Raw genomic sequence first — 19,098 nt, 5'->3', positions numbered from 1 at the left:
AGAAGGGAATCGTGCAAATCCTCGTTTTTTGTTATGATTATTATCTAAACTTTGAATAGAAGAGGAACAAGACATGCAGTTAAACGAACATAACTTGATCAAGATGCAGAGCATCATCAAGGAACACCAATTTGAACATGCAGCTGACTATTTAATCGAACATACGCGCCAAGGCATACGGTTATCCAAAAAGGGAGTGGAGGACTATGCCAGGCCGTGCCATTCACGGATTGGCGGAGATCCGGATCTTCCCGAAGAAATTGAATGGCCACTGACTTCGGAAGGTACGCCGATGACGTTTTTGGCACAGCTGCAGTTGAGGGATGTGGCAGCTCATGATGCCACCGCTTCGCTTCCACTGGGCGGAATGCTGTATTTCTTCATTGGCGTTGATGAGCCTGCCTATAATATTGAACATCGGGTTCTGTATCTGACAGAGGATCAGACGGCGGCAGCGGTTCGACGCCAGGCTCCTGAGGAAACCACGTTAGAAGAAGAATTCACCGGCTACCGTATTGAAGCCAGAGCTACGCTTGAGCCTCCTAATTACGCATATGTGGATGACGCAATCGTCGAGGATGAGGAGCACGATTTTGAATCTTATGAGGACCTGTGTCATCAATTGACTGGACTGGGATCTGACGACATTGCAATGATCTTTGGCTATCCCTCTACCCAGCACGGAGATTGTGAGCATGAGGCTGCTTTAATGCTGCTAACCGGATCCGAGTACAATTACTCCATGGAGGCGGCTATGCAGCAGATCACCGATCATTGCGGAGGCAACGCGGAGCAAGCCCAGCAGGAAATTCGGGATACACTGCTTCTGCTCGCGATCGATTCGGACGACGATGTAGGATTTTGCTGGTGGGATGCCGGTGAGCTGCAATTTTACATGCGAAAAGAGGACTTGATGGCCGGAAATTTTGAGCGGACGTATTGTTCGCTGTATTCAAGCTGACTAACAGGGAGCGAGCAATGACAGCAACTTCCATCGGCTCTTGGTCGGAGGATCGGGAATGGATATAGCAGAAATCGATACGTTAATCTTCATCGGATGTTCAAGGATTTGCTTAATGAAGTTCTGTCACTAGAGGGGGGATGAACCATGAAGGAGAAGGTCATTAAAGCATATGATAAGCTGGCTGGAGACTACGAGCGGCATGTAGATTCGCAGAGTGGACATAATGCGTATTACGAAAGGCCGGCCATGATGCATTTGTTACCGGCGAACATGGAGCAAATGACCGTCCTTGATGCTGGTTGTGCCGCGGGGTGGTATACGGAGCAATTTCTTAAACGAGGGGCCCGGGTCACAGCGGTTGATCTGAGTCCGGCGATGGTAGAAGCCTGTAAGAGGCGAGTCGGCAATGAAGCGACGGTATTCGCATGCGACATAACCGAGGATCTGCCCTTTGAAGATGAGGTTTTTGATCTTATCGTAAGTTCATTGACGCTTCACTACATCGAGGATTGGGCGCCGACCTTTCGCGAATTTCAGCGCGTGCTGAAACCTGGCGGCAGTTTGATTTACTCCGTTCATCATCCCTTTATGGATGTTAAACATTTTGATCGCCAAGATTACTTTGCTCGTGAGTTATTGACGGAGGTTTGGAACAAACCGGAGTCCGGACCCGTCGAAGTCTCCTTTTATAGAAGACCGATTCAGGAAATCATCAACGTAACTTCTTCACGGTTTCGAATCGATCAGCTGATTGAGCCGCAGCCCAGTTTAGCGGATAAAGACAACCCGGAAGCTAAGGAATGGATGGCCAAATGGTATGATCGCCTGATGACGAACCCTCACTTTTTGATTGTGAAAGCCTTAAAATCATAACTTCGAATCCATACATATTCATAAGGGAACCGCGTCCATCGCGGTTCTTTTTGTGCTCGAAGGACGTGACGGAAGATACGATTTGCTGGTATGACGGCAATCAGACACTCCGGCCGTGATTCGGTTATCGATTGAAGAAGGATAATCACCCTAAGACTTTCTACGCATGAAAGAACGCTACAGCCTATGTGTATCATAGCGATTGGTTGTATAATAGAAGCAATGCAATGCAATGCATTACATCACATCCAAGGGGAGAATATCATATGCAATGGAATGAAATCACGACATTAGAAGAATGGAATGCGATTCTGGAAAAATCCTCCGAGCGCGGCCAAGTTATTTTGAAGCATAGCACGACATGCCCGGTTAGCTCCAATGCTCTTTCGGAGTTCGAATCTTACTTGAAAAAGGCACCAAACAGCGATGTGGATTACACGCTGGTTAAAGTCATTGAGTCCCGGCCGGTTTCCAATAAAATTGCCGAGGATTTGAACGTAAAGCATGAATCACCGCAAATTATCTATGTGAAGGACCAAGCGAAATATTGGACGGCCTCACACTGGGCGGTTACGTCTGCGCATATCACCGCGGTTCTGGACTGACATAATCCTTTGTCGCGCCTGAAAGTATGGTGTAAAAGATGAAAGAACTGGAAGAACTAAGATCGATAGAGGCCATCGAGCGGTTTATTCAAGATCACACCTTCAGTTTTGTTTATGTATCCAGACAAGATTGCAGCGTATGCCACGCGATCTTACCCAAACTTAGACAATTGTTGGAGCAGTTCCCTCGTATCTCATTGGGACATATCCAAGGCGAAGCCGTCGGGGAAATCGCCTCGAGATATTTGATATTTACCGCTCCGGTACTCCTCTTATTCGTAGAGGGAAAAGAGCATCTGAGAGAGGATCGCTTTGTACTGTTTGGCGCGTTAGAAAAGAAATTAAAAAACTTGATGGAGCTCTTTAGCTAGATATCAGCGAAAAAGCAATGAACCAAAAGGCGATATTCCTAAGTCACAAGACTTACGGAATGTCGTCTTTTTTGCGTTTCAAAACAAGCTGAAAAAGCGGAACTTTAAGGCAATAGCAGTCATGAAAAATTCAAATATTTGTCGAAAATCAGGACTAATTTGCATTCAAATATTACTAAAGTATTAAAAATTAAAGGGGATATGCCGATTTATTAATAGTACAAAAGATGTAAGGTTTATGGAATCATAACGTGAATATGGATCTATTGAACTGGAATTTCGCATAACAAGAACTTTGTGTGGAATGGACCTATGTCAGAAGAATGATGGAGGGGAAAGCGGTTCATTCAAGATGAACATTTTTGAAAAATGTAATGTATTCATGAAAAATTCCGGAAATTTTATAGTTTCCAGGAAAGTAGGTGATGCGACAGGTTCGCAAAAGAAATCCCTATTTTAATTGGAAGATACATAAGAGATATCAAAGGAGAGACACCAAGTGAGTGAGCCAAAACCGTTATCAAGAGGAATGCGTTTTAAAAATTTGAGCATTGTTACAAAAAATATGTTATGGACAAGCCTGTATATCATTATTACGGGTGCTGTCGTTATTGGATCTAGTTATTATATCCAGGACAACGTGCTGACGAAGCAGCTGCAATCCGATTCTGGAAAAATTATGGATACCTTGGTTAAGTCCGTATCGGTGGAAGATGCTCTAGCGGTGAAAGGCGCCACCGACCGCAATGCGGATATCCAAAAAAAACTTACCAAGACGTTTGATGATCTATCCTTAACGCATCCCAATATTGCACAGGGCTATATTTTTGGACCGGAGCTCGAGGGTGGCAACCAGACCTCGATTATTGCCATGCCGACGGCAGTGCTCGATATGTTTGCCGAAGAAGACTTGAATCTGGGCGACTTATACGAACAGCCGGATATCCATGCCGATGCCGTAAGAGAGATGCTGAAAACGAAAAAAATCGTCTACACCAAAGCCTATAAAGACAATTATGGTACCTGGATCACCGTGCTGCATCCTTTCCAGGATGCCAGCGGGGAAATTTTTGCTTACATGGGGATCGACGTGGATGCAAGCTTAATCGCTTCCGGGAAACAGGAATTGATCACCAATACGGTTTTTGCGCTGCTGATTACCTTGCTGATCGTATTAGCGCTGCAATACTTCACGATCAGACGGACATTCGCACCGATTCAAGCATTAATGGGGGCGCTGGACAAGCTGAGCAAAGGTGACTTTACCGTCCAATTAAAAGCTGGCGAAGATGAGCTGGGGCAGGTCAATGCCAAGTTTAATACAACCGTCAATCATATTAATGAACTTGTCACAACGATCAAAACGGTATCGGAACAGTCTGCAGAGCAGTCTAAATTTCTCTTCTCGGCTGTGGAAGTCAATAATAACAAATCTTCAGCTATTACTAAGAATATGGAGGAAATGTCGGAACGCGTTGCTCTGCAAAGCACTTCCATTACCGAAAGCGTGGTTTCGCTTGAGGAAATCTCGTCCGGCGTATCAACGATTGCCGGCAATACATCGGATCTTTCTGAGATATCGGTGCAGATGAAGGAGCAATCGGAGCGTGGTAACCACAATGTGGAGCAGGTTATCGAGCAGATGAATTCCATCGATCATTCGGTCAAAAACTCGGTGCATATCATCGAGAAGCTGCAGAACCGTTCACATGAGATTGGTCAGATCGTGCAGGTTATTACCGAAATTGCCTCTCAGACGAATCTGTTATCACTCAATGCCGGAATCGAGGCGGCAAGAGCCGGCGAAGAGGGCCGCGGGTTTGCTGTCGTCGCCAGTGAAGTGAAGAAGCTTTCGGAGGAATCCAGAAAATCGGCGGACCAAATCATTGAATTGGTTCGATACATTCAGGATGAAACGGCATCTGCGGTAGAAGCCATCAGCGAAGGAGAACACAACGTCGCTAAGGGAATTGAGGTTGTCAAAGAAACGGGTGAGCTGTTTAAAGGCATGCTGGTGGCAACCGATACGGTGACGAGTCAAATTCAAGAGGTGTCTGCAGCTACCCAGCAAATGGTTGCCGAGACCGAACAGATTACCGCAGCGATTAAACAATTGGCAGAGCTTGCAGAGAGAAACTCGTCTGTATCGGGTGAGATCCGGATCAGTGCCAAGGAACAGCAGGCTTCCTTCGCCAAAATTTTCGAATCTGCAGAACAGATCAGCCAGGTTTCCGCTGAGCTGGAGGCCCTTGTAAACAAATTGCGTGTGTAGTGTTGCGAGAACAAAAACAGTAGAGAAAAAAAGATGGAGCTGAAACCTTTGAATACAACATTGATGATCGAACAAGGCAAAGAATATTGGTTGAATGAACTGCAGCTACCTTTACCGGGATTCTATCTGTACACCGATGGTCCAGCGCATCTTCAGGAGCAAGAGCTTGATCGCACGACGTTGAAGCTTCATATCGAAACCGGTAAAATCAAGCGGTTCCGCGATTTATATGACATGAAGGTGTGGATGCTCACAAGCTATGTGGTGTTTCTATACCGAATGACTCACGATACCGATTTACTGATTGGCGTGAACAATGAAAAGGGCAATCTCCTTCCGCTGAGAGTTAACTTAAGCGGCAACGACTCATTCGCACAGATCTATGAGCAAATTCTCGGCAAAATGGAGCACATTGAAATAAGCAGCTTTTCGCTTGAAGATATAGAAGGATTCACCGGTCAACCGCTCTCGCTCCAAACGGTCTATGGCCATAATGGGAATGGTTATGCTTATAGTTCCAGCTGGCTGAACTGGATGGTTCAGGAGGAGAAGAAGGACGAGTGGACACTCTATGTATCCTATGCCCAACCATTGTATCGAGAAGAAACGATCGAAAAATTCAGCAGGCATTTTGAGCTGCTCGCAACGGCGGCTCTTGAACATATGGATGTTCCGGTTAGCCGTTTGCCTATGCTGACAGAAGAGGATAAGAACGCGTACTCGATACTCAATGACACGAAGAAGGAGCTCCCGAAGGATCCTACCATTGTGTCGATGCTTGCTTCCATTGTGGAGAAATTTCCGAAGCGAATCGCGCTATCGACAGGTCATGAGCAAGTATCGTATGAGCAGCTTGACCGGTTGTCAAACCAAATTTCACATATGCTTATAGACAAGGGACTGCGTAAAGGCCAATTCGTCTCGATATTTATGAAGAGGGGCCTGGATACGATTGTCAGTATGCTCGGTGTGCTCAAGGCCGGCGGAGCCTATATCCCGCTGGATCCATCACATCCAGACGAAAGAAATGCCTATATTATCGAGGATACCCAATCGGCGATCATTCTGACGCATCAGGACTTTACAGCCAAGCTGGATGGACTCCTGGCTGGTTTTCAACCGAAGCCAGCGTACTTCTGTCTGGATGAACAATTCCTTTCGTACTCGGATGAAGCCTGTGGCGTCCGCGTTGAAGGCGATGATTTGGCATACATTATCTATACCTCCGGTTCGACGGGCAAACCGAAAGGGGCCTTAATCGCCCATCAAGGCGTCGTGAATTTGGCACTTGCCAATCAAGAGAATTTACAGATGAGTGAACAGGATATCATTCTTCAATATTCCACATTCAGCTTTGATGCTTCCGTATACGATATATTCGGATCGTTGGCATGCGGTTCACGACTGCATCTTCTTACCGATGAACAGCGTTTCTCCATAGACGCCTTTACGGAGGCCGTAGCAGAAACCAAGGCAACCCGTGTCGCCATATTGCCTACGGTGTTTTTTAATCAATTGGCAGCGTATTTGCCTGTGGAAGACACACATAAATACCGGAATATCAAGACGATCGTCGTCGGAGGGGAAGCGCTGGCCGGAGAAACCGTTCGGATGTTCCAGAAAAAGCTGCAGATTCCAATCGTGAATCTATACGGCCCAACGGAAACAACGGTTGTAGCAACAGGTCATGTCGTGGATTATCCGGTTCCGGACGATCTGGCCACCGTGTATATCGGGACGCCTTTTGCCAACTATGAATTGTATATTGTGAATGAACATAATGAGTTATGTCCAACTTGCGTAACCGGAGAGCTGCTGATCTGCTCGGTCGGCGTAGCCAAAGGGTATCTGAATCAGCCGGAGAAAACAAAAGAAGCCTTCATTCTGGATCCGATAACACCGGAATCAGGAAAACAATACTACCGTTCCGGAGACTTGGTTCGTCTGCTGCCGAACGGACAAGTGGAATACCGGGGACGTAAAGATTCGCAGGTGAAGATCAGAGGCTTCCGGATCGAGATTGGGGAGATCGAAGACAATCTGGCGAAGCACCAACAAGTAAAGGACATCGCGGTTATTCCGAGAATGGACGAGGACGGAACCAAAATGTTAGCGGCATTCTATACAACCCATGATGGACAGGCAGCTTCCGCTAAGGATTTGGTGCAGTTTTTAGGTCAGAAAGTACCTGGTTACATGATTCCTAAATACATGTGTTTCGTGGAAGAAATGCCGCTATCCCCGACCGGTAAGATCGACCGTAAGAAGCTGGCAATGTACGAATTGTCGATGGAGATGGAAGAGGATGACTCCCACTACGAGGCACCGGTTAACGATATTCAGCGGAATGTTGCTGCGGCTTGGGAACAAGCACTTGGACAAACCAAGATCGGCATCCACAACGATTTCTTTGATATCGGCGGGTATTCGCTGAAAATACTGGAGATTCTGGTGCTCCTTAAGCCGCAGTACCCACAGTTGAAGATCAATGATTTCTTTGTGTATCCGACGATTGCAAAATTAGCGGAGCGAGTAGAGGAATTGGGGCAAGTAACGATCCCAGCCGATCAATTAGAAGATAGGGATCTTCCTATTCAGGATTTGGCTGAGTATCCGATCTCTTTCCCGATCAACGATGGTTCGGAACAACCCATCTATCACCAGCAGCATATTTTGCTGACAGGCGCCACGGGATATTTGGGGTCACATCTGCTGTATGAACTGCTCAAACAATCGACCGCTACCCTGTATTGTCTGATTCGACCAACAAAGCAGATGGAGCCCTATGCCCGCCTTGAGCAGATCATGACCGGATATTTTGGCGAAGAGGTCAAGTCTCGAATGGACAAAAGGGTGATTGCGATTCAAGGCGACTTGGAGCAGGAATATCTAGGGCTCGGAGCTGAAGACCGTGCCATGATTGAAGCGCGCATCGATTCCATCATTCATTGCGGAGCCGAAGTGAAGCATTTTGGCGATTCCGGCTATTTTGCGAGAGTTAATGTGGAGAGTACGGACCGTTTGTTGGCTTTGGCTCAGAGAAGACCGCATATCCGTTTTCACTTTATTTCTACGCTTGGGATCCCTGAAGATTTGGCACTGGGCGGTCAGTGGGATGCCATCGTTGCCGGAACGGGATATGAAGAGTCGTCCATTGAGAATGTCTATACGAACAGCAAGCTGGAGGCAGAGAAGCTGGTCATTAAAGCCGGTTCAGATCGAGGCATTCCATCATCGGTTTATCGCGTGGGGAATTTGTCCTGTAACTCGGAGAATGGAATTTTCCAGAAAAACATCGATAACAACGCGTTTTACCGCATGCTGAAAGCGATGCTGCTGTTGAAGAAAGCGCCCGGTGTGAGATGGGAAGTAGATATTACGCCGATTAACTATGCCGGGGAAGCCATTACCGCACTGCTGCTTCAGCAGGAAACGGTCGGGCGGGTGTTCCATATCTGCAACCCGGTTGCCGTTCCTTATGAGGAGATGGTGGAGCATTTCAAAGCCTATGGATATGACATTTCGGTGATGGACTGGAAGGAATACGAGGCATGGTTATTGGATCCTCAGCAGCCGAAGGATAAGGAAGGCCTTGAGCTGGCGATGGCGCAATTCGAAGGCGACGGAGCCAAGAATTCCATCTACCGGTATACTTGTCCGCAAACCTCGGAATTCCTCAAGCACACAGGGGTAAAATGCGCTTTACCGGACAAGCTTTTATTCGAAAAAATGATTGAATACGCCGCTGGTATTGGATATTTCGTGAAACCGGAGTAATCATAGGCAGGCAGCAAGCATGAAACCGCGAGAAGCTCTCGCGGTTTTTTTGTGGTCAGGATCAGGCATAGCATGCAAATATTTTTTTTGTGGCTGGAGTGTGGTACGATCATACTGATTTAAGTCCAGTAACACCAAATGAGGTGGCCCATGAATCACGAACATTGGAAGCAGGCAGAGACCGCACTGGCTTGCATGGAAGTTTTCAAGAATGGAGAGAACGACCCTGTAACGATTGAAGGCGAATCGGATGACCTGCGCTGCATCGGAATTGGTACGGATGCTGCAGTATTCGTATACGAACCTTTGCCGGCTTATGCGTTTAAACTGTATGCTGCGGAGGCGCAGCCTAAGAAGGAAGCGGAGATTAAGGTCTATCAAGAGTTGGTGGGAAGCCCCTATTTTCCTGTATTTTATGGAGCAGGTGAGCGTTACGTGGCGATCAGCCATGAATCCGGATTCACTCTGTACGACTGTTTGCTCTATGGTATGCCCGTTCCGAGGCAGGTCATCGATGATGTTGAAGCAGCACGCTCCTTTGTGCGCAGCAAGGGCTTAAACCCGCGGGATATTCATTTGAAGAATGTACTGCTGCAGGAAGGGAGAGGGAAGGTACTCGATGTATCGGAGTATATTCAGGATGGAAACGATAAACGCTGGGAGCATCTCGTGTGGGCTTACGACAACGTATATCCGCTGCTTGAGGGCAAAAAGTTACCACTCTGGGTGTTGGAGGCCGTGAAGAACGGGTATTACCGTCTAGACCCATCCAGTGTGAATATGCAGGAATTTGCGGACCGGATTGGACGACTGTTCTTCAGGAAATAGGATAACCGGGACTATTCCAAACGGGGTGGGAGCATTCCCCGCTTAGCAAACGAAGCGCTATCATCAGAATATATACGGCGGAATCAATCCCCCTGAAGCTGTAACGGCTCCAGGGGGATTTTGGTCATTAGAAGATACTCCAGTTCATCTCTCGGGATATGGTCTGCAGCAAATGTACGCCGGCATAGCTGTTGCCCTTGTCATTCAGTGCGGGTCCCAGCACACCGATTCCATAACGTCCCGGCACAAAAGTTAAAATGCCCCCTGAAACGCCGCTCTTGGCGGGCAACCCTACCTGAATGGCGAATTCTCCTGATGCGTTGTACATGCCGCACGTTGTCATGAACGTCCTGGCGATTTGAACATACCTTCTAGGTATGAGCGTGTTGCCGGTAATCGGATCCGTACCGCTGCAAGCCAGCACTAATGCCATTCTGGCTAGATCGGCGCAATTCACAGCGATGGAGCAGTGCCGAAAATACACCTCTAACACCTCTTCAACATCTCCGCTGAGCACCCCGTTTTCCTTCAAAAAGAATGCTATGGAACGATTCAGATTCCCGGTTTCCGATTCTGAACGGTAAACGCCCAAGTCGTATTCCAAACCAGCGTTGCCTGATAGCTCTTGAAGAAACTGAAGAATTCGGTCGGATTTCTCGCTCGGGCTGTCTCCGTGAATTAAGGAAGAAACGGTTATCGCGCCTGCGTTAATCATCGGATTGAAGGGAATGCCGGGCCTTACTAACTCCAGCTTCAGCATGGAATTAAAGTTGTCTCCGGTCGGCTCCATGCCAACCTTGCTGAAGACGGCATCCTCTCCATTGTCCATCAGGGCTAATATTAGCGTAAACACTTTGGAGATGCTCTGCATCGTAAAGCGCAGCCCGCAGTCCCCGGCTGTGGCGGATTCGCCCATAGTGTTCAGAAGGGTGATGCCTAGAGCAGCATGCGGAGCTTTGGACAGCTCTGGGATGTAGGCGGCGACTTTGCCTCTGCTGACACATGGTAAACTGGCTTCCAGCCAGCCGGGAAGCTGCCGTCGGATGGCTTCGATTTCGGTTGGCCTCATCTGTCAAACCCCTTTCTTGGTGTTAAACACCTTATAAGCCCGCCATGGCCGTGTCCATGCTGCGGGTTTTTGTTTTGTTCTGAGTAAGCCATGCTCGTGTTTGTGTACTGAGCAAGTTTGTTAAGCTTTATGTAAGGTTCGTATAAAAATCGTGTAAGGTTCGCCTTTTATAATTACATCTGTGCTTAACTAACGACAACTTGAAGGGGAACGCGATATGACAACCATATTACAAGCAAAACATGTAGAAAAAACATTCGGTAATCAAGGAAATCAATATACGGCATTGCACGATATTAATCTTGAGATTCAGGAAGGCGAGTTTGTCGGGATTATGGGACCATCCGGGGCAGGCAAATCCACGCTGCTGAATATTTTCTCGACGATCGATACACCGTCGGCAGGCGATATTACCATTGCCGGACAGCATATCGTGTCGATGAACGAGGAGCAGCTATCGGATTTTCGCCGGAATCAGCTCGGCTTTATATTTCAGGACTACAACCTGCTGGACACACTCACGGTCAAAGAAAATATTTTGCTTCCACTGGCGTTGTCCAAGGTGCCTGCAGACGAGATTGAGAAACGGGTTAACGCGATTGCCGATACGTTTGGCATTCGCGATATCTTAAACAAATATCCTTATCACATCTCGGGTGGTCAGAAGCAGCGTACCGCGGCCTCGCGCGCAATTGTCGCCAATCCAAGCCTCATATTGGCGGATGAGCCGACAGGGGCGCTGGATTCCAAGTCGGCAACCAGCTTGCTGCAAAGTTTAAAGAAACTGAATGAGATCGATCATTCCACCATCATGATGGTCACTCACGATGCTTATGCTGCGAGCTACTGCAAACGCGTCATTTTTATAAAAGACGGACAGCTTTACCAGGAGCTTCATAGAGAAGACCAACTTCGCAAGGTGTTTTTTGATCAGATTCTGGAGGTGCTGGCTGCACTTGGGGGTGAGCACGATGACACTGTTTAGCATAGCCAGAAAAAATATCCGTAAAAATTTCACCAATTACTTTTTGTATTTTGCTTCGATGATTTTTAGTATCGTCATTTACTTCACTTTTGTTTCATTAAAATATGATACTGCCATTCAGTCCGCAGCGGAGGGATCGACAAAAATCAGTTCAGCCTTTAGCGGTGCCGCTGTCGTGCTGATCATCTTCGTGGCTATATTCATTTGGTATTCCAATTCCTTCTTTACCCGCAAGCGCAAGAAAGAAGTCGGATTGTATTCATTGCTCGGTGTGCGGAAGAAACAAATCGGCCGGATGTTATTTTATGAAAACTTTCTGATGGGTGTGCTAGCTCTACTAGCCGGGATGGTTCTAGGCTCCGTGCTGACGAGATTCTTTGTATCCCTGTTAATGAAAGTTATGGGATATGATGCGGTGTCGAATTTCTCGATATCGCCTGCGGCCATCATCAATACCACCATCGTATTCATGATCATTACGCTTATCACATCGCTGCAGGGTTACCGATTGATCTACCGGTTCAAATTGATTGAATTGTTTCATGCGGATCAAGAGGGAGAACGGGAACCGAAGGCTTCATGGATCACCGCTATATTGTCTCTGGTATTCATAGGCACCGGATATTGGCTTGCTCTGCAAAATCTGCTGCAATCCAAGGCTTGGGCGGCGCTGGGATTCATGTTAACGCCGCTCGTCATCCTGATGACCGTGATTATCGGAACGTATCTGCTGTTCAGTACCCTGACCGTTACGTTGTTGAAATTGTCCAGAAACAATAAGAACAGATTCTGGAACGGGATGAACATGATTGGTGTCTCTCAGCTTCTATATCGAATCAAAGGCAACGCCCGAACGCTCACCATCATTGCTGTACTTAGCGCGACAACCCTTACTGCTGTTGGGACGGCTTACAGCTTTTATTACAGCAATGCAAGCAGCGCCCAGCAAGCGAACCCGAACAGCATGATGTGGATCTCCCATGACAGCAGCGTGACCAAACGCGCAGACGAGCGGATCGGCTCAGCTGCACATCACGAGCTGTTATATCATGTGTCCGTCCCTGTCCTTGAAGTGGACGCTGATGTCAGAGGGCTGAACGATGCATTTTCGCAAGATATCCAAACTTACAGCGTCATCTCCGAGCATGATTTTAACGAGCTGGCGAAGGTGCAGGGCCGGAAAGACACCATCACTTTAAGCGGAGAAGAGGCCGTTGCCTTGGACCCGGCCTATTACGAAGGAATTTCACCGACGTATGTGGGTTCTACGGTCACGCTCAAACCAGACAAGCAGGAGCAGCAAATTACCTTTAAGGGATTGAAGAAATTCAGCGTGCTAAATATGGGGACGGTCTATTCTACAGTGGTCGTAAGCGACGAACTGTTTACGCACTTGCAGAAACAGACTAACACGATTTTGCTGGAGGCTTACGGCATATCGAATCAAGATAAAGCGAAGCAGTTGACGGAGGATCTGGAAGGCATCTTACCGGAAAGCGCCTCATTCGCCAGCTATTATCATGATTATGCGAGAGGAATGGAATCGTCAGGCCTGTTGATTTTTATGGGAGGATTCCTGGGACTTGTGTTCCTGACGGCGACAGGCAGCATCATTTACTTCAAGCAATTGACAGAGGCCAATTCGGACAAGGCAAGATATCAGATATTATACAAAATCGGCGTAAATCGGCGTGAGGTTAAAAAGAGCATTGCCCAGCAAGTGCTGTTCATCTTTGCTTTGCCGCTCGCTGCCGGCATTGCGCACTGCGCTGTCGCACTTTCTGCGTTGTTCAGGCTTCTGCATATGAATCTTGTGATTCCGGTCGTAATCTGTATGGCCGTCTACACCTGTGTTTATTTGATCTATTACGTTGTTACCGTTAGGTCCTATTATAAAATCGTAACCAAAACAAAATAACCAATCATAAAGGAGTACAGTCATGAAAAAAACGTTGATCTTCGGCGGCATTCTTGTCGCCATCCTCATTGGATTTGTTGTATTCATTCAAAATGTAAACATCAATCGCCTCGGAACAGAATCATATTATGTGCAAATCCAAGATGGAAACCGAGTGGAAGACAAAGCGGATAACGGGGAGAAGTACATCTACTACGAGTACAACCTGGAGGGGTTCGACAAAGAAGGGAGCGCGAAGACGTTAACCTTTAGGGCAAACAAAGAGCTGCGAAAGGAAGCGTACTTGCGTTTATATGTTAAAGAAAAGGGAGTCAGTTCCTATCAAGAGGTACAGGCAAACGAAATTCCGGAAAAAGCCAAGATGAAGCTTGAACCGTTAGAAAAATAAGGACGATAACAGAGGGAGAGAATAACGTGACTCATCTAAAAGAAAGAACGACGAGCCTATCGAAGAAGGCTATCATTAGCTCACTTGTTTTGACATTGACTGCATGCCCGCTCATCAGCGCGGGTCATGCAGTGGCAAAAGCCGTTTCCCCGTCTACAATTTCACAAGTCTCTGCGAGCGTTGAAGCGCATGCGCCGATTCAATATCATATTCAGGCGAGACTGAACGAGAAGAACATGACCATGCAGGGAAGCAGCATGGTTACCTATCGTAACACGAGTCAGGATACGTTGAATCAGCTGGTATTCCATACCTTTGCCGATGCCAACCGTTCGAAATCGACGCAGACGTCCATGTTTAAACGATCGAACGAAGAAATCAGCAAGAACCATCCGGAGAAGAAGCCGGATGATTTTCTCGGAGGTATTGATATTCAAGGAGTGAACGCTAACAGCCAAGCTCTCGAGTTCGATAATAAAGATCAGGCTTTGACTATTCAATTGAAGGAGCCCTTGAAACCAGGCGCAACAATCACGGTACATATGGACTTCTCGCTGAACATTCCGTATGGTTCGCAGCGCTTATCGTATTACCAGGATATTGTGAATGGCGCTCACTGGTTTCCGGTCATGTCGGTCTATGATGAGGAGAAGCATCAATGGGACACAACCCCTTACAGTCCAACGTTCGAAACCGATTACTATACTTCAGCAGATTATGAAGTTGAGTTTAACGTTCCCGCTGGTTATCAGGTGGTGATGCCAGGCACGATAGCGACAAGGAATGACGTGGAACCCGGCCGTAAGGTTGTTACCTCTGTTTCCAACAATACAAGGGAATTTGTATTTTTTGCCAGTCCCAATTTCAAAGTGGACAGTGTTACCCGCGACGGTTTGACGATCGAATATTTTTATTTTGATAACGAACCGGGAAAGAAACAGGTCATTGATCGGTATATCGATCAGGCATTTAAAGCCATTGAATTTTTTGGTGATAAATATGGCGCTTATCCTTATCCGGAATTCCGAATCGTCGAGTCTTACGTGGAGGGCGTGGCTATCGAATATTCACGGGTCATCCAGATGGGACAGGTTCACAGCCAGGCCGATCCAGCGCAGGACACGGTATTCGTTCATGAAATTGCACATCAGTGGTTCCATGCTCTGATCGGAAACGATTCGGAGAACGAATCGTTCCTGGACGAAGGTTTTGCCGATTTTTCCAAGGTGTATTTTGCCGAGAAGCAGGGGGATAAGCTGAATGGCTTTAGATCCATTCAATTTGACGTTTCCCCAATGGAACTTGCCATTGCGTCGAACAATGACGAGGTGGGGGATATGGCTAGTCCGGTTTATTACGATAAAGGCCGCCAAGCGATTTACCAATTGTACCGGTCCGTTGGCGAAGTAAAGTTCGATCAGTTTATGAGGGAATATTTCAAACGCTATGTATACAAAAATGCCACAATCGAGGAACTTCTCCAAACGATTGAAGATGTGCTGGGAAAAGAGGCCCGTAACGAAATGGCCACGGCTCTATACGAACCGGGCTTTGTACTTAAGCCTGAATACCAACTGTCAGAAGAAGAGAAAACAGCTTATATGCATGATCAGTTTCAATTGCTGTATCAAACATCCTTAAACCAAATTCCAGACCTGCCCTACGAAACGATGAGCCGCATCATGGAGAAGGCCCTCCAGGGAGAGCCGTTATCGATCGTTCTGAGTGACCAAGTAAGCAGTCCAGCACACAAGCAGCAAGAAGCCATGGTGAACCAGCTCACGATGCTCTTTGATATCAGCGGAGTGAAATATGACGTTATTCGGGATCGCCAGGTATTGAAAAAGAAATTGAAGAAAGAACTGGGGACAAGCAATCTGATCGTGATTGGCAACGGTAAATCGAACGGGGTGATCCAGGCGCTGAAATCCGGTATCATCGAGCGGGCCAACAAAATGGGCTTTGCTTGGAAGGATACCATGAATCAATCAGGTGCTTCCGGAGCGTATGCGATCAAGCATCCATTCAATCAGAATCGCTTGATGCTGCACTATTTCTGGAATGGAGATCATGTAGAGGACAAGGCCTTGGAGACGTACATGGCGAAAATGCAGGAATCTCTCGGATTCACGAGCACTTTTTATCAGTACTATGTGATGGACAAGAAGGGCAAGGTGGTGTTAGATAAATCAGAGGAGAATCCGCTATCGAAGTTTTTTGCGGAGGAGTAAGCATTACGTATGTTCCCTTCCCGAGCCATGCTCTGTTGAATAGCAGCCTGGCAGGTGGGAAAAATGTTGGTTATAGCAGGGGGTGAACGTATTGATGTTTGATCAAAAGGTACTTGTCGTTGATGATGAGACGGATATTGTCAGGCTTCTTCAAACCGTGCTGATCAAGGAAGGCATCGATCAGGTGTATACTGCAGGAACAGCGGAAGCAGCATGGGTTGAATTCCAGAAATGGCAGCCTGATCTTGTTATTCTGGATATTATGCTCCCGGACGGAGAAGGATACGAAGTATGCAAGAAAATTCGCAGCGTCTCCAATGTTCCGATATTCTTCTTATCGGCCAAGACGGAAGAAATCGATAAAATCCTGGGATTCGCCATCGGCGGCGACGATTACATTACCAAGCCATTTAGTCCCAAGGAAGTGGCTTACCGGATCAAAGCCCGGTTTCGGAGACCGGATATTATTGAGCATGAGGACAAACCGAAGCGCGTGATGAAGAAAGGCCCCTTTGAATTGGATGAAGAGAAGGTAGAGCTGAAGAAGAACGGCAAAGTCATTCCGCTAAAACCGAAAGAGTTGGGATTGCTCACGCTGCTGCTTAAACATCCGGGTCAGATCATCAGCAAGGAAAGTTTATATGATCAGGTCTGGGGTGAGGAATTCTTCGGTTTTGATAATACCGTGATGGTTCACATCCGGAGGCTGCGGGAGAAAATAGAAGATGACCCTTCCAATCCCCGGTATCTCCTCACGGTAAAAGGCCTTGGGTATAAGCTTGTCGTAGAGGATGAATAAGGGATGAAGTGGAAGCTGACAGGCAGGTATTTGGTCTCCGTGGTTCTTATCGTCGTCATCGTTATTATTATGAACATCGTCGTGGTTATCGGTTTATTCATTCTACAATCGGTGAATGAGGATCTCCCAATCTTAAATAGGCAAACCTCAGCGGAATCGATATCCCGATCCCTCCAGGAACATATCGTAATAACCGGATCAGGTGTTTCGATAAGCGAGAAGGGCAAGGAGATTCTGGAGAAGAATCAAGCGTGGGTTCAAATTCTGGATGAGGATGGCGGTGAAATCTACCGTTATCTTGCTCCGGAGGAGGCCAAAACGAAGTACGCCCCCATCGATATCGTGCAAATTTATAAGTATGTCGAAAAGGAAGTACTGTCCACCGTTTTCGTTGGCGAAAAGAAGGGTTTCGAGCATCGTTACAGTTACTTGGTTGGATTTACGACTCCATACCTGGAGCGCCAAGTGTTAACCTTCGATTCCCGGAACTTTGCTCAAATGTTTAAGGTCTTTAGTGTTTTTATCATCATTGTTGATGGATTTATCGCCTTATGCATCGCTTATATCTTCAGCAAGCGGCTGACCAAACCCATGTTTATCTTAATCGACAGCATTAAGCGTTTAGCTGGTCGTGATTATAACGTCTATCATCAACCTAAGGGGATTTATAAGGACGTGTTTGCCAATATCAATCTTTTGTCGGAAGAGCTGAAATCAAGCGAGAAGGAAAGAAAGAAATTGGATGCGATGAAGGAAGAGTGGATCGGGAATATCTCGCATGACATCAAAACGCCTCTTGCTTCGATTCAAGGCTATGCGGAGATGATCAAGGACACGGAATATCAGTTTTCCATGGATGAAATACGTGATTACGCCGGGATCATCGAAGGAAAGTCCAAATATTTGCGAGACGTGATCGAGGACTTGAATCTGTCGACCCGCTTGAGGAATAAAGAGCTGACGTTGAATAAGAAAAATGCAAACATCGTGAGCCTGGTACGCAATGTCGTCATCGATACCCTCAATGACCCCAGGTATGCCAACCGGGACATTGATTTTAGCAGCAGTCATGAGGTTATTAAACTCGAGGTTGACGATATTCTGATACGCCGAGCGATCAGCAATCTGATCTATAATGCAATTGTTCATAACCGTGAGGATATTTCGATCAAGGTCCGGGTTGAGAAGTATGATGAGCATATCCTGATTCGGATAGAGGACAATGGAAAGGGCATTAAGCAGGAGGAGCTTGGAAGAATCTTCGATCGCTATTACCGTGGGACCAATACGGGAGAACTCCATAAGGGATCAGGTCTTGGCATGGCGATTACGCATGACATTGTGATCGCGCATGGAGGGAATGTTCAGGTTCATAGCACGGTTGGCCAAGGCACGGTTCTTGAAATCAAACTGGAACGGAACAGCGCCCAATAGGAGTGATAGTTTTCCATTGATATTAGGTACCATAGGCAGGAGTAAAAAAACGCAAAAGGGATACACTACCGCAAAAGGAGTGTATCGCTTATGAAACTGCTTGTTAAGTTGTTGGTGCATGGAGTCTTGATTACGGCACTGCTGGTTGCGCTCACCGATGCTTCGTTCACAGGCGCTATCTTGACGGCATTAGGAATTGGCATCGTCGCTTATTTGGTGGGGGATTTATATATTCTGCCCCGAACCAGCAATATGATGGCAACGATTGCGGATGCCGGCTTAGTATTCGTGATGCTGTGGATCATCGGTGGAGTTGCAAACTGGACAATCGATTTCTCGGAGGTCCTGCTGATTGCGGTTCTTGCGGGAAGCTTTGAGTATTTGTATCATATGTGGCTCAGGGGCGAGCATTTGTTTGAAAAGAGACGGCGGGCCTCGTGACCACGGGAAAACCTTATATCGATCAATATGCGTATATGATGAAGCCTGAGATATCAGGCTTTTTTATTAGCCTATATGTCTATTCTATGAGTCTACCGAGCGTACCGTGAAGCGAGCCCAGAGAATAAAATAACCCCATTGCT

Annotated in this window: 15 protein-coding genes; 14 read left to right on the top strand and 1 reads right to left on the bottom strand. The window is 46.9% G+C overall.

Annotation, left to right across the window (positions count from 1 at the left end):
- Window positions 1–73: 73 nt before the first annotated feature.
- The 7 genes from AK95_RS32220 to AK95_RS32190 all read left to right on the top strand — a co-directional run bounded on the left by AK95_RS32220 (window position 74) and on the right by AK95_RS32190 (window position 9,690).
- Window positions 74–961, top strand: a complete 888-nt coding sequence (locus AK95_RS32220) for a YwqG family protein (RefSeq protein ID WP_071224094.1) — start codon at window positions 74–76, stop codon at window positions 959–961.
- 147 nt (window positions 962–1,108) lie between these two features.
- Window positions 1,109–1,837, top strand: a complete 729-nt coding sequence (locus tag AK95_RS32215; RefSeq protein WP_071224092.1) for a class I SAM-dependent methyltransferase — start codon at window positions 1,109–1,111, stop codon at window positions 1,835–1,837.
- A gap of 266 nt (window positions 1,838–2,103) precedes the next feature.
- Entirely contained in the window at window positions 2,104–2,442 is a 339-nt protein-coding gene (gene ytxJ, locus AK95_RS32210; protein ID WP_071224090.1) for a bacillithiol system redox-active protein YtxJ, read from the top strand.
- Window positions 2,443–2,480: 38 nt separating this feature from the next.
- Window positions 2,481–2,813 carry a thioredoxin family protein gene (locus tag AK95_RS32205; RefSeq protein ID WP_071224088.1) on the top strand — a complete coding sequence of 111 codons (333 nt, stop codon included), beginning with the start codon at window positions 2,481–2,483 and terminating at the stop codon, window positions 2,811–2,813.
- 499 nt (window positions 2,814–3,312) lie between these two features.
- Window positions 3,313–5,085 carry a methyl-accepting chemotaxis protein gene (locus AK95_RS32200; RefSeq protein WP_071224086.1) on the top strand — a complete coding sequence of 591 codons (1,773 nt, stop codon included), beginning with the start codon at window positions 3,313–3,315 and terminating at the stop codon, window positions 5,083–5,085.
- 48 nt (window positions 5,086–5,133) lie between these two features.
- Window positions 5,134–8,862 carry a non-ribosomal peptide synthetase family protein gene (locus AK95_RS32195; RefSeq protein WP_235613272.1) on the top strand — a complete coding sequence of 1,243 codons (3,729 nt, stop codon included), beginning with the start codon at window positions 5,134–5,136 and terminating at the stop codon, window positions 8,860–8,862.
- 150 nt (window positions 8,863–9,012) lie between these two features.
- Window positions 9,013–9,690, top strand: coding sequence for a serine/threonine protein kinase (locus AK95_RS32190; RefSeq protein ID WP_071224082.1), 678 nt, complete (start codon window positions 9,013–9,015; stop codon window positions 9,688–9,690).
- Window positions 9,691–9,817: 127 nt separating this feature from the next.
- Here the strand turns inward: AK95_RS32190 and glsA are convergent, their stop codons facing one another.
- Window positions 9,818–10,759: a glutaminase A gene (gene glsA, locus AK95_RS32185; protein ID WP_071224080.1), complete on the bottom strand. Its 942-nt coding sequence runs from the start codon at window positions 10,757–10,759 to the stop codon at window positions 9,818–9,820.
- Window positions 10,760–10,976: 217 nt separating this feature from the next.
- Between glsA and AK95_RS32180 the strand changes: the two genes are divergently transcribed.
- The 7 genes from AK95_RS32180 to AK95_RS32150 all read left to right on the top strand — a co-directional run bounded on the left by AK95_RS32180 (window position 10,977) and on the right by AK95_RS32150 (window position 18,955).
- Entirely contained in the window at window positions 10,977–11,744 is a 768-nt protein-coding gene (locus AK95_RS32180; RefSeq protein WP_071224078.1) for an ABC transporter ATP-binding protein, read from the top strand.
- On the top strand, window positions 11,731–13,662 hold the full coding sequence (locus AK95_RS32175; protein ID WP_071224077.1) for an ABC transporter permease: 1,932 nt from the start codon (window positions 11,731–11,733) through the stop codon (window positions 13,660–13,662). Before AK95_RS32180 ends, AK95_RS32175 begins: the two co-directional genes overlap by 14 nt.
- Window positions 13,663–13,684: 22 nt before the next feature.
- Complete coding sequence (locus AK95_RS32170) at window positions 13,685–14,050, top strand: YxeA family protein (protein WP_071224075.1); 366 nt, start codon at window positions 13,685–13,687, stop codon at window positions 14,048–14,050.
- Window positions 14,051–14,076: 26 nt separating this feature from the next.
- Window positions 14,077–16,281: a M1 family metallopeptidase gene (locus AK95_RS32165; protein WP_071224073.1), complete on the top strand. Its 2,205-nt coding sequence runs from the start codon at window positions 14,077–14,079 to the stop codon at window positions 16,279–16,281.
- Between the two features lie 94 nt (window positions 16,282–16,375).
- On the top strand, window positions 16,376–17,080 hold the full coding sequence (locus AK95_RS32160) for a response regulator transcription factor (protein WP_071224071.1): 705 nt from the start codon (window positions 16,376–16,378) through the stop codon (window positions 17,078–17,080).
- Window positions 17,081–17,083: 3 nt separating this feature from the next.
- Window positions 17,084–18,514 carry a sensor histidine kinase gene (locus tag AK95_RS32155; protein ID WP_071224067.1) on the top strand — a complete coding sequence of 477 codons (1,431 nt, stop codon included), beginning with the start codon at window positions 17,084–17,086 and terminating at the stop codon, window positions 18,512–18,514.
- A gap of 90 nt (window positions 18,515–18,604) precedes the next feature.
- Complete coding sequence (locus AK95_RS32150; RefSeq protein WP_071224065.1) at window positions 18,605–18,955, top strand: DUF2512 family protein; 351 nt, start codon at window positions 18,605–18,607, stop codon at window positions 18,953–18,955.
- Window positions 18,956–19,098: the final 143 nt, after the last annotated feature.

Origin of the sequence: Paenibacillus sp. LC231, from assembly GCF_001860525.1 — a bacterium.
Classification (GTDB): Bacteria; Bacillota; Bacilli; order Paenibacillales; family Paenibacillaceae; genus Paenibacillus_AQ.
Note: the sequence above shows the minus strand (reverse complement) of the source record. Positions and strands in the feature narration are given on the sequence as shown.